The following is a 13,067-nucleotide window of genomic DNA, read 5'->3' as shown; positions in this document are numbered from 1 at the left end:
CAGAGCTTAACCACGGGGAATAGAAAAGATAACTGCTTAATCGTTTTGAACGTTATTTTGTTTGCTTTAGCAGGAGGATGCAGGCCTTTTTTCGTATCTCTTTTTCCACCCATAGCTTACATGTTATGAAGCAACTTATCAGTAATACCTATAGACGCTGCTATCTTTGATACGCTAGAACATTGCTTAGTTACCGATGCCACAACTTCTTGTTTAAATTCTGCTTGTTACTTTTGTCATTTAACAACTCAACAATTGGATTTTATTCCATTATTAAAGTCTACAGTTTAATTTAAAGCTGAACATAATTTACAATTGAGCCGACTGTACAGCCATTTTGTGTATTTGTCCCCTGAAAATTTTAAAAAAATATAAATCGGAAAGCCAGTTATCTAGAATTACAGGGAAGTTTACGTGACGGATAGCAAATCCTAAACTCGCTTTAAATACAAACTAACTCACTTGAAACGTTCAATAATTGAAATTGGAAGAAAAAACTTCAATGAAAACTTTATCACATACAACTTTCTCACTCTTAATAATGCTCGCAATAGCTCAACACGAGTGCCATATTTATACACTGACCTCACGTAATCCTCATGAAAATGCTTTTTAAAACCAGCCGTTATTTCTGTATCCAGCGTATGGAGAGGGCTTTGCGCTTTTAAAACCTCAGGGTAAGGCTTACTTTGGCCAGAATTCATAGCACCAATTGTATCATCATGGTATATCGCACCAACATAGCTACAAACAGGCACTTTACCATTTGCAAGTGAGCATAACTTTACCCAAGCATACACATCTTCTCCCATTTTTACTCCCTCAGGGAAGATGGTTAAATTGTCCAACTTTGATTTATCAATTAGAGCAGTACTAGAATGAATCAATCCACCATTACGTGGATACTCAGATACATAATTCCTAACAGAATAATCAATTTGCTGGCTTTCTATTAAGTGCTCACTTAATTGCAAATAACTATTACCAAAGAGTGCATAATTTGGGAACTTGCAATAAAGGTTATTTAGATGATGCAAATGTTGAGTACAAAATTCGTCATCAGCATCTAAAAAAGCAACCAAACTTGATGTAGCAATTGATAGGCCTTTATTTCTAGCAGCTGATACGCCGGCATTTTTTTGTTTAAACAATTTTACACTTGGGTACTCACTCTCAATAATCATAGCTGAGCTATCTGTTGAGCCATCATCAACAACTATAATTTCTGTAGCTGGGTAAGTTTGACAAATCACTGACTCAATCGCACGTCGAATATAAGCTTCTTTATTATATAACGGGATTACAACCGAAATTGGATTATTCATCATCTACATTTACTTAAAAAGATTTTTAATAATAAGTACCAAAAATTTAGAATTAGAAACTAAATATCGCTTCCACATCCTTCTAGGCTCTTGATAAACACGGTAGAGCCATTCAAATCCAATGTTTTGTATCCAATCAGGAGCTCGCTGAACCTCCCCTGCGACAACATCAATCGCACCACCAACCCCAAATATCCATGAAACTTTAAGTTGATCACGATATTTTTTTATAAACAACTCTTTTTCAGGTGACTTTATTCCAATAAACAGAAAGTCAGCATTAGCACAATTGATTTGTTCAATAATTTGGCGACATTCATTCTCACAATTAAAGTTTAAGTAACCATGGTGATAGCCGGATATTACCTCACCATACTTATTTTCTATATTTCGGCATGCTTCTTCTAAAACTGCGGGCTTTGAGCCAAAAAGGAATACTTTATTTCCTTCACTATTCGATTTTTCTAAAATATCTTGAAACAAATCTACACCTGTGTAGCGTTCCAACGTCACTCCTTTCATTTTTAGATAAAATAGAATTCCCATCCCATCAATATTTACCAAATCCGATTCAGCAATATACTCAGAAATGATCGGATCATCCTGTGCGGAAACTACAGTTCCAACGTTTAGATCTGAACGCACGAAAGCATTCTGTTTACCCAAGTTATTGAATATATGCTGGACTGTTTCTAACCGGTCAAGTACATGGTATTTCAATCCAAGAACAGTTTTTTCAACCATTAAAGCTACCTTTTAGTTTTGTTCCACTTTTTTGCTTTTTTATCACAATAACTTGCAATAACCCTAAATTTAATCTCTACGAAGTTATATATGGCACTGAATTTGACATAAATATTTTGTAATTTAGAAAAACGCCGCCAGTGTAAATAAATAATAAAAGAAATAGAACTTAGATAAGCCAAGATAATAAGAGAGTTTTTATAACCAAAAAAAAGATTAACCAACCCAAATAAAGCTACACACAATAAATAAGTTATTAGTGGTGGTATAGATAAATCACATACGAGCAAAAAGTACCGGAGGTTTATATTTTTTATTGCTCGATACATTCTGGGAAAAGTCTCTGAAAGGACCACATTTAAATGCCCAACTTCCCACCTAGATTTTTGCGTTTTCAGGACTTCAATGTTAGATGGCATTTCCGATATTAAAGTGACATTTGGTATATATTTACAAAATATGTTTTGTTCGGCTAAATTTAACCCTAGTTCCAAGTCTTCAACAATACTGCCAGATGCAAAGTTAATTTCTTCACTGAGACTGGAATCAATGAAAAAGCCAGAACCCTGAATATGGCACGCACCAAAAAGCCTATCCATACCTATCGAACGACAAGCTGTTTTAACATACCAAGCAAATGCCGAAAGTGCCGATTTGTTGTCGGTTGCCTTCATTAAATAGCCTACTTGAAACAACTTTTCTCTCTCGGCAACGGTTTTAATAATTTTGATTGCATTCTTACTAGTAAATTCACAATCAGAATCAACTACCCCTAGTAAGTCAAAACTCAATTTATTTTCTTTTAAATATTTAAATCCATAATCAAGAGCAAAGCCTTTGCCAATATCTTTAGCGTTCTTTCTTTCTAGTACAATAACATTCTTTAAATTGAGCGTTCTCACAATGTTAGCTGTCGCATCCTGACAATTATCTGCAACAACAATTAATCTATCTTTTGCTGACATTAACTTATGAATCGAAGAAACTGTTTTCGAAATTATAAGCTCTTCATTGTGAGCTGGCATTATAATAGATAACACGCAGTCTCTTTCAGTAAGGGCACAATTATCAACGTCTTTAGTGCTTAAATTAACAAATAAACCTTGGATTAATTCAACTAAAAGAAATATCCCTGGTATAAGTACCAGTACAAGTAATACTGTTTCAATATCCACTTCTAAACCCTTTCCGTTTTTCCTTAACAACCAAACTGAGGTCATGGTGCATAAGAACAGAATTCCTTGCTAAACGCGTTAGCTCGTCACGTTCAACATCTGACAATAATGCAAAATCGCAAATTGCTTTAGCCAAAGGAATATGTTCGTTTGCTGGTACAAGCATCCCATTTTTGCCATTTTCGATAAGTTCAGGGATACCTGCAACATAAGTCGATAAGACTGGTGTTTCAACCAGCATTGCTTCCATAATCGAAATAGGTAAACCTTCCATGTAACTTGGCAATACAAATAAATCAGATTGACCAACTAGGTCAAATACTTCTTGTGAAGTTTTCCAACCCAAAAAAGATATATTTTCAAGTAACCCAAACTCTTTGGCTTTAGTTTTAACTTGCTGAAGATCGTCACCCCCCCCAACTACTGATAAATGAAAGTTACATTGAGACTGGGATTTGATATAATTTAAAGCTTCAAGCAAAGTAAAATAACCTTTTTCAGGACAAGCTCGAGCTACTATAACAAGTTCAACAATATCCTGATTACGCTTTCTAGAAGTTTTTTTATTTAGATTGTCAACATCTTCTACACCACACTTATTGACTACTAGCTTATTATGAACGAATAAGTCAGTTTTTCGTTTGACTTGTGCAGCAAGATACGAACAAATACAAAAAGTTTTTTCGGCTTGATTTACTTTTTGTCGAATTGAGTATTCTTCAAAATTGTCTAATTCATCTGCACCGTGAATTGTGAAAGAAAAACCAACGTTCAACAGTTTAGACGAAAACATTGCAACGTCAGCTGAGTTGGTACCAAAATGGGCATGAATGTGTTTCAGCTTTTCTGCTTTAAACCTACCAGCTAAGCAAATAGCTTCAATAAAATATAGTATTGGCTTTACTTTACGTCTTGACTGGTTCAAATAACTAACAAAAAATCTAAACGTGCTGAAAAAGTTTTTTGTAGCTAAACCTTTAAGAAAATAAATTAGTAAATCAAATCGCTTATTTAGAATATAATGTGTCTTACTCTGCTCAATTATATCTGTTTGATCTATCAATTTTTCTGGTGGTCGCCTAATTGAAGAACGTAAAATTGATTCGCCTTGTTTTTCCATTTCTAAAATTTCTCTACGAATAAACGTATGGGAAATTTTAGGGTATTGATTTACAACATATAAAATTGTCATTTAGCGACAACTCCTTTAAATACTAAAGCTAAATAAGCACCTATTAATAACCAAAAATACCAATTAAATGAAAGATAAAAAGATATGTTGTCTGACAAACCGCACATAGAATAAGTAAAAAAACTCGTTACTATTAATGACCCACAACAATGTATTTTCCTTCCCGAAACCAGACTCAAAGATACGATAATTACGAGAATTAGATAACTGGCTAACCCAATAAAACCTAAATCAAAAATGTATTGGACATACATATTATGTGCGTCAAAAGAATTCTCTTCTTCTAATTGGATAAAATCAAGAAAGTAATAACCAAAAGAATTAAAACCATGACCAAGCCAGAAACTCTCAAGAATCCACGGAATAGCGGATTTCCATACTACCAAGCGCCATTCAAAAGAATTTAAGGTGGCATAAGGGTCATAATAAGTTTCTGAAGAAGTCAGTGCGTCAACAATTCTTTCTGTAACAGGAGGAAAGGCAGCAATACATAGAAGTGAAATTAGTGCTGGAACTATTAACCTTCTTTCATTAAATGAACAATGTACAGCCAAAAGAATAAGAGTTATTGCCCATGCACTCCGTGTTTGCGTCAAAATAATAAGTAAAAAAAGCACACCAATTAGTAACAGGCCAATATTACTACCAAATATATTTTCCTTTTCCCTCAGACTTAAAGTTCTCAAGGCAAGAACCGAAAGTAATACCTGCGTAAGATAGAATGCGAAAATGTTTGGATGTGAGAATGTCGAGCTAATTCGATACTCTCCACTAACAATGCCTCCTGTATTCGTTACTAATTCAAGGCAAACACTAAGAAATGGGACTATAAAGGACGCTGCGATTAGATATAACACAGATACAAAGAATTTTTTTGGGTCATTGAAAAAAAATGGAATAAAGAAAACGGACATGTAGGTAATAACCCAAAAAGATGACCGTAAACTTTGAATGAAATTTGGCGACCAAAAGGATGAAATAATAGTTAAGAAACTAAAAATTACCCAAGGAAAAAATAAAATTTTTGGTATCGAGTTTTTTTTCAATAAGAGTAAAAGAAACAAGCAAGCTAACAATAAGTTTAGTAGTGCGCCTAAACCTATCCCACCAACTTTTGTATAATTCAAAACGGGATCTAAACTTGCTCTCGCTACTAAAAGCACATAAAAAATTGGGAAAACAGCAAAGATGTAGCCTTTTCTAATTTGCAATTTGACACCCCTTTTTTATATTTTTCAATGCTATCAATTTTGTACAATAAAACGCAGAAAAAGCTAAGATAATTATATTAACAGCACTGTAAACAGCCACAGACACGATTAGTGACCCACCGAACGAATGAACTATATACATTGAGATAATAGGAATAAATAAGGTTAACACTGAAAAAAACAGCTGAATATGTTGCTTGTTCCAGCGAATGTAAGAAATGAAAATGGGCGCTAATATAGAACCAAATGTGAAAGAGCAAAATAGCAATACGCACAAATAACCTGATACAGCCCACTCTGCACCAAAAAGAACTTTAAAAATAGGCCCAGCGAAAAAATAAGCGATAACTGAGAATAAAAATAAAGCAGGGACAAGTTTTGCTAAAACTGACCAATACTGCTGACTTTTAAGAATATAGTTATCTGCATCAAGTTTAGTCGTCGTCGAATAAAAAATGTCAAACAAAGCCTTTCCCAAGATATTGCCAACAGCTGAAGCCATAAGCCAAGCTAACGAAAAAATTCCAGCAGATTCTGTTCCATACAATGTCAATACTATTGTCGATATAGAAACTGTTGTTATAAACCAAATGAAAGCTTGAGATGTTCGGAAGAATGTAAACTGGGTGTTAGAAACAAAGCCAATTAATCTTTCCATTGATTGAATACGAAGAGTGTTTTTAAATTCCCCCATACTCATGCAAGCCTTGAGGCATACTAAAAGCTGAACAACCAATCCCACAACAAATGCCAAAATAAGTCCCCAATACCCATATCCTAAAAATGCAAAAATCAGTTTACATAAAGCACCTACAATTGATGCTAGTATTAGGCTAAATGAGACTACATTAAACTTTTCGTAATATTGAAGGAATCTTTCTAAAATCAAAATTAGAGAAGATCCTAAAAAGGTTGCTGCAACTAATAAAACTAGTATTAGCATATCTGTTGAATACTCTTCCACCCATCTAAAATAGCAAGCAGAGAAAACTAAAATTAGTGGTGTAAGAAAGCAAGAAACCTGAAGTGAAGCCGAAAATGCACTATCTCGTTCAAACTTCGAGTTCAAGGTCATTGCTAAATAAGGTAAGTTTAATGTTGAGAATGACATAAACATTGCCAAACCCATAAGGATTGGGCTTGACAAACCGATTTCTGACGAGCTATAAACCCTTGTTATTAATGGGTATGAAAGCAATGTTATTATTTGAGCAATTAAATTTGCTGAAAGATATAATGCAAGTTTTTTATACACTTTTCATTTCATAGACCAAGCTTTAGACTTGTTCATCCTTAAAAATTAGTAATAACATATTTTATTTTGAGTACCGCAATAACGTTTTACGCTAGTCCAGATAACCGTTTAGTTGTTTCTAAATATGCAAACACTCGAAAAAAAGATTCTTCTAGTATTTAAAGGTTGCAAGATGAACTTAAAGGAAATGAGATTTAATCTTTTTGACAATGCGCTCGCTTGCTTTGCCATCTCCATATGGGTTATGGGCTCTACTCATCGCAATATATGCTTCATTATTTGTAAGCAGTTCATTGACCTCTTTAATAATTACATTTTTATCTGTACCGACTAGTTTTACTGTACCTGCTTCTAGAGCTTCAGGTCGCTCTGTTGTATCACGCATAACAAGCACAGGTTTACCTAAGCTAGGTGCTTCTTCCTGTACACCACCAGAATCAGTTACAATCAAGTACGAACGATTCATTAAATATACAAAAGGCAGATATTCTAATGGTTCAATTAGATGAACATTATTTACACCTTTAAGAATACGATTAACAGGCTCACGAACGTTAGGATTCAAATGAACTGGGTAGACAATTTCACAATCGCTATTATCGTTGGCAATTTCAGCCAATGCTTCACAAATACGTTCAAAACCACCGCCAAAGCTTTCTCGGCGGTGACCTGTCACTAAAACGAGTTTTTTATTCTCATCTAAAAATGGAAATTGAGATGCAAGTGTTTGATTTAAATCTTCGTCACTTTTAACTTTATTAACAATATCAAGTAGTGCATCAATAACTGTATTACCTGTTACTTCGATATTTTCAGGGTTTAAGTTTTCTTTTAATAAGTTAGCTTGTGATGTTTGTGTTGGTGCAAAATGCAGTGTCGCAATGCTGCCCGTTACTTTTCGGTTTGCTTCTTCAGGCCAAGGCGAATAGATATTACCAGTACGTAAACCTGCTTCTACATGCCCCACTGCAATTTGTTGATAAAACGCAGCTAGGCTTGCCGAAAGCGTCGTGCTCGTATCACCATGCACTAATACAATGTCTGGTTTAAATTCGGCCAACACAGGCTTAAGCCCGAGCAAAATATTCGTAGTTACATCATACAAATCTTGCCCAGGTTTCATTATGTCTAAGTCATAATCGGGCTTTATTGCAAACAGCGCTAAAACCTGGTCTAGCATTTCCCTGTGCTGTGCTGTTACACATACTTTTGCCTCAATACCATCTGCTTCCGCTAGCGCATGAACAAGTGGCGCCATTTTAATTGCTTCAGGGCGCGTACCAAATACGGTTAAAACTTTAATAGTCATTTTTTCCAAACTCTATTCAAAACTAAGGGTGTTGATTAAGCAATTTTCAAGCTTTTATTTTCTTCCACAAGAAAATTAGTGAGCTCACGCTTAAAGTCTACGCCTAACTTGCCACAGCGTAATGTGTATTCTACATTCGCCATTAAATAGCCAAGTTTAGAGCCACAGTCGTGTGATTTACCTTTTAAATGATAAGCCTCAAGGCTTTCTAATTTACGAAGGCTATGCAGTGCATCGGTTAATTGAATTTCACCACCTGCGCCAGGAGGCGTAAACTCAAGTAAATCCCATGTTTTTTCGCTTAATACATAGCGGCCAGTAATCGCTAAATTACTCGGTGCTTCGTCAACAGGTGGTTTTTCTACCATATCAGTAATGACAGCGCTGTCGCCCTGTTGCAATGTTACACCTGCAATATCCACTACACCGTATTGGTTAACTTGCTCATTCGGAACAGGTTCTACCATTATTTGACTTGCACCCGTCTCTTCATAGCGCGCTATCATTTGTGCAAGGTTATCTTTTTTAAGATCGCTTTCGTATTCATCCACAATCACGTCAGGCAATAAAACAGCAAAAGGCTCAGTACCTACAATTGGCTTTGCACAAAGTACTGCATGGCCTAAACCAAGTGGTTGAGGTTGGCGAACTGAAATAATGGTTACATCTTTAGGTACAATTGCACGTACCTCTTCAAGCAAGCTGCGCTTAACACGCGCTTCAAGTGTTGCTTCTAACTCAAAGCTGGTATCAAAGTGATTTTCAATTGAATTTTTAGAAGAATGTGTAACAAGCACAATTTCTTTAATACCCGCCTCTACAGCCTCACGCACTACGTATTGAATAAGTGGCTTGTCAACAAGAGGGAGCATTTCTTTAGGAATTGCTTTAGTTGCAGGCAACATGCGCGTGCCTAAACCAGCTACTGGTAATACTGCTTTTTGTACTTTCACATTCGTTCCTTTTAATCAAAATAGCAGTAAAGAATTTGATCGCTTCCCTGCTAACAAAATTGAGGCGTAATTATACGTTTTTAGAGTAACTTATCAATAAATATTAGTCATTCGGGCTATTTTTTTATAGCAAAATAATATAAGTAGACATTTTACATAACTATTATTGAAAATATATTACACCCTATTACTTAGGTTTATTTAGTTAAGCTGGTGTTTTAAGGAAGGGGTTAACACGGAAGGCGTTCTAAATTGAATAAACAAGCGGCTTGGTTATAATACCAATTCACTTAAGTAGCTGATCATCCTAGCGGACTAAATATCATGCTAACTGCGTTGGAATTTATCAATATAGAACACATAAAAAAAATTCCGCCTTGTTACCATTTCATTTATCCAGCGCTATCCCAGATCACATACTTAATAGAATTGGTATAAGAAGCAAAATACAATCACACAAAAAAATGGTATTAAAAAACCCTCCGTAGAGGGTTTCTTTTTAATTATGTATTACAAGTCTCTGAAACACCGCAGTCACCACCGCCGCCACCAGAGCCATTACCATTACCACGATTGTTGTTACGTCCATTTCCTTGGCCTTGGCCAACACCGTTATTTTGGTTATTACCAACATTACCATTGTTAATACCTTGGCCTGGTCCAGCTGCTGTAAATTGATCTGTAGCTTCAGTAACTTTTGTTGCATCTATACCTAGTGCAATTGCTAAACCTTGGAAAACATCTACATCCATGCTTTTACTTTCAGCATACTGAGCAACGGCAAGGAGCAATTCAGGATTTGTTGTTAAAACTTCTGTGATTGCGTCTTCTAAAGAAATACCGCTATCTAACTTTGCTTGGATTAATTCTTCAGCTTTTTGAGCTTGTTCAGTGGTCACTGTTGTTGAAATTGTGTCAGTCGCCTCATTGGCATATGAATTAACGCTTCCAAATGCAGCTATGCTTAACGCAATAATCATTGCTATCGTTAATTTTTTCATAAACATTTCCTTTAAATAATATCCAATAAGGCTAAAAAAGAGTAAACAGTTACAATTCTAATCCTTTGGTATGGAAAGTAAACACATTTTCTTCTGTTTTTTGTGAAATATTTAATGGTTCTTGAATATAGTTACCCTGTGCACCATCACACCCTAACTCTTCTACTAAGCTAAGGGTTTCTTTGTTTTCAATTAAACACGCTATTACCTTAATACCTAGGCTGTGGCAAATGTTATTAATTGTTTGAATAAAGAAATTATTTTGCCTGTTAATGAGTAAGTCCTGGGTGTAACTCCCATCAATTTTTATAAACTCAACATCTAAACCTTGCAGATATTTAAATGACGTTAAGCTTGTACCAAAATGTTCAATACAAGTATCAATGCCAATCAGTTTAAATTCGGCAATAACATTCGCCGCTGCTTTTACATCATCTAACAGCACTGACTCTTTTATTTCGAATATAATATTATGCTTAAGTGAAGCCTTTACTTGGCTGTACATTTTTAACCAATTTAAAAACTCAGCTGAATAAAACGCTTCACGACTTAGGTTAAGTGCAAACGTTTTATCGTAATGAGTTTCTTTTAACTCGATAAAGCTTCTGATCAGCTTTTTATCAAGTTCCATTGTTAAGTTTAAACGCTCGGCCATAGCAAATAACTGGCCATTATTTACTTGTTCGTCATTATGAATAAAGCGTGCAAACACTTCGTAGTAAAGGCCTAAGTCATTTTTGCCATTAAGCTTTACAGGTTGAAAACTAAAATTAATCTCACCTGATGAAATAATATTATTAATTAAGGTGCGCCATTCATTCAAACCAAAGCTTGTATCAACACTATCTGCCCCTTTTACACCTTGCTGTATAAGCGTTGATGATGTGTCTAAATTACTTAAAACTACTTTGAGCTCATCTTTATGACTAAATTCAGTAATGCTTACAATTGCGTATCCGGCTTCATAACGATTTGAGTTTTTGTGATTAAATATATGGTTTAATTCACTTATAAAGCCATTTAAAAAAGCTTTATCGTAATCAAACACAATAGCAAGCGATCCACCTGCAATTCTAAACGTTTTGCTGTTTTCAAATTGCTTTGTTTTTTCAATCAGAATTTCCGCTACTTCGCTTACATATTCATCACCAGCTTGATAACCTAATTCAGTATTAAGTTTTTGCAAAGAAGGCAATGTAATCATGCACATACTATGCACTTCATTTAATGCCATTTGGGTTGTATTTGCTGCGAAATAACTACTAAATGCACGGCGATTGCCTAAACCTGTTAATTCATCGAGTAACACTTCTTTTGTTAGCTTTTCATTTTGCTTAGTCATGGCATCGAAGTTTTTACGCAGGTTTGCCACCATTTTATTCATTGCAGTTGTTACAACACGAAGCTCCGTTGTAAATGGCACTTTTTCATTTTGTTCAAAACGTTTTTGTGAAACTGCGTTTGCTTGCTTTTCTAAGCTGTTTAATGGTTTGAAAATCGCTTTTAAAATTAAATATGCAATAAATAAACAAAACAAAATAATTAACAACGATCCATACGCTGCTCGTTTTGAATACTGCCAAATTTTTAAATACGAAATACCTGGGTGACTGGTAACATAAAGTGTACCTGCAATTTGCCAACCACTGCTTACTTCGCTCATTTGCGTCGGCGCTTTTAAATCTATCCAATCGATAAACCAGTAAGGTACACCTTCAATTGCCGATGGATTATTTCGCTCTAATAGCACCTCACCTTCTGGTGATAGCAAACGCATGCTTTTGTAATAACCTGAGTCAAATATTGCCGCCATCATAGTTTCGGCTATTACAATATTTTCTTCGTCCATATAAGGTGAAATTGATAGGCCTAAACTGGTCGCTGCATCTTGCGCATGGCTGCTCATTTGCTCTTGAAAATATTCTTTGGTGTTTTCAACACTAAGATATAATCGGCCAAAAAAAGACACGGCCGCTAAAAAGAGAAGTAGTCCATAAATCTGAACTTTAAGGCTCATTCCTTTGTTAATTAAGCTTTGCATAATTTGCCTCTGATAAATTTGTTTCTAATGTATTTAATTCGCCTTGTTCAATGCGCTCCAGCATTTTATTCCAAGCCGATACTCCCTTGCTATTTTCTACTTTTTTACCAAGTCCTTTTGCTTTTGCCAGCCACAAACCTTGACCATTAAAGCTATATATTGGTTTTAAATCGCGTCTTTGTGTGGCAGCTAACAATTTATGATTAAAGTTATCGAGAACAAACGGCACATCGCCTGGGTTTTCAAAATAGATTAACACCATATGTGGCTCGTTCACTGTTAATTGACGCACATACATCAAGCGAATTTTATCTTCTGGTACGCCAAGTGATATCAGGCTAAAATATTTTGCAATTGCATAATCCTCGCAATCACCCATGCCCCTACCAAGAGTTTCAATTGGGTTAGCCCAATAATCTTTTTTCCCCCACAGTTTGTCGTCGGTTTTATACTCAATTTGAGTATTGAAAAAGTGATTAACTTTATTAATTTTTTGCCATTCAGAGCTGTCATCATGCTCTTTCAAAAAGCTTAACCAATCTTGCGTGCGCACCACTGCCCGCTTACCATAAACTTCTTCTACACGTGTCATCAAGTCGCCATAATTAAGCTGATCAATATATTTAACAGCTAAAACAGCAAACGAAATGAATATTAGAAGTGAAATGGCAAAACGCACTCACAACTCCTTGTTAATGTTAACCTGCGAATAGTAACTAATTTTGGCATTTCAGTCACCTTCATCTTGTTACAACAATATTAAATTAATTTTAGGGTCTGTTGACCTAAACTAAGTAAAACTACAGTTTTTAAATTACGTTATCTTATCGGCAAAAACACCCAACAACTATAGCTTGGAAC

11 protein-coding genes are annotated in these 13,067 nt (G+C 35.2%); all 11 read right to left on the bottom strand.

Annotated features, from left to right (window positions below):
• Positions 1–458: 458 nt before the first annotated feature.
• On the bottom strand, positions 459–1,328 hold the full coding sequence (locus tag ON073_RS01285; RefSeq protein ID WP_274760053.1) for a glycosyltransferase family 2 protein: 870 nt from the start codon (positions 1,326–1,328) through the stop codon (positions 459–461).
• Between the two features lie 6 nt (positions 1,329–1,334).
• Complete coding sequence (locus tag ON073_RS01280) at positions 1,335–2,069, bottom strand: WecB/TagA/CpsF family glycosyltransferase (protein WP_274760052.1); 735 nt, start codon at positions 2,067–2,069, stop codon at positions 1,335–1,337.
• 5 nt (positions 2,070–2,074) lie between these two features.
• A complete protein-coding gene (locus ON073_RS01275) occupies positions 2,075–3,244 on the bottom strand; it encodes a glycosyltransferase family 2 protein (RefSeq protein ID WP_274760051.1) in 1,170 nt (389 codons plus the stop codon).
• Complete coding sequence (locus tag ON073_RS01270) at positions 3,234–4,436, bottom strand: glycosyltransferase family 4 protein (RefSeq protein ID WP_274760050.1); 1,203 nt, start codon at positions 4,434–4,436, stop codon at positions 3,234–3,236. The genes ON073_RS01275 and ON073_RS01270 overlap by 11 nt, the downstream gene beginning before the upstream one ends.
• Positions 4,433–5,647: an O-antigen ligase family protein gene (locus ON073_RS01265; RefSeq protein WP_274760049.1), complete on the bottom strand. Its 1,215-nt coding sequence runs from the start codon at positions 5,645–5,647 to the stop codon at positions 4,433–4,435. The genes ON073_RS01270 and ON073_RS01265 overlap by 4 nt, the downstream gene beginning before the upstream one ends.
• Positions 5,637–6,902, bottom strand: a complete 1,266-nt coding sequence (locus ON073_RS01260) for an oligosaccharide flippase family protein (protein WP_274760048.1) — start codon at positions 6,900–6,902, stop codon at positions 5,637–5,639. Before ON073_RS01260 ends, ON073_RS01265 begins: the two co-directional genes overlap by 11 nt.
• Before the next feature lie 178 nt (positions 6,903–7,080).
• Entirely contained in the window at positions 7,081–8,211 is a 1,131-nt protein-coding gene (gene wecB / locus ON073_RS01255; protein ID WP_274760047.1) for a non-hydrolyzing UDP-N-acetylglucosamine 2-epimerase, read from the bottom strand.
• 35 nt (positions 8,212–8,246) lie between these two features.
• Entirely contained in the window at positions 8,247–9,164 is a 918-nt protein-coding gene (galU, locus tag ON073_RS01250; protein ID WP_274760046.1) for a UTP--glucose-1-phosphate uridylyltransferase GalU, read from the bottom strand.
• Between the two features lie 503 nt (positions 9,165–9,667).
• On the bottom strand, positions 9,668–10,165 hold the full coding sequence (locus tag ON073_RS01245; RefSeq protein ID WP_274760045.1) for a hypothetical protein: 498 nt from the start codon (positions 10,163–10,165) through the stop codon (positions 9,668–9,670).
• 49 nt (positions 10,166–10,214) lie between these two features.
• Entirely contained in the window at positions 10,215–12,206 is a 1,992-nt protein-coding gene (locus ON073_RS01240) for a bifunctional diguanylate cyclase/phosphodiesterase (protein WP_274760044.1), read from the bottom strand.
• Complete coding sequence (locus ON073_RS01235; RefSeq protein WP_446728499.1) at positions 12,190–12,798, bottom strand: transglutaminase-like cysteine peptidase; 609 nt, start codon at positions 12,796–12,798, stop codon at positions 12,190–12,192. The genes ON073_RS01240 and ON073_RS01235 overlap by 17 nt, the downstream gene beginning before the upstream one ends.
• Between the last annotated feature and the right edge of the window lie 269 nt (positions 12,799–13,067).

The organism is Pseudoalteromonas sp. G4 (genome assembly GCF_028875915.1).
In the GTDB taxonomy this organism is placed as follows: Bacteria; Pseudomonadota; Gammaproteobacteria; order Enterobacterales; family Alteromonadaceae; genus Pseudoalteromonas.
The sequence above is the reverse complement of the archived record's forward strand: the minus strand, read 5'-3'. Positions and strand labels throughout refer to the sequence as shown.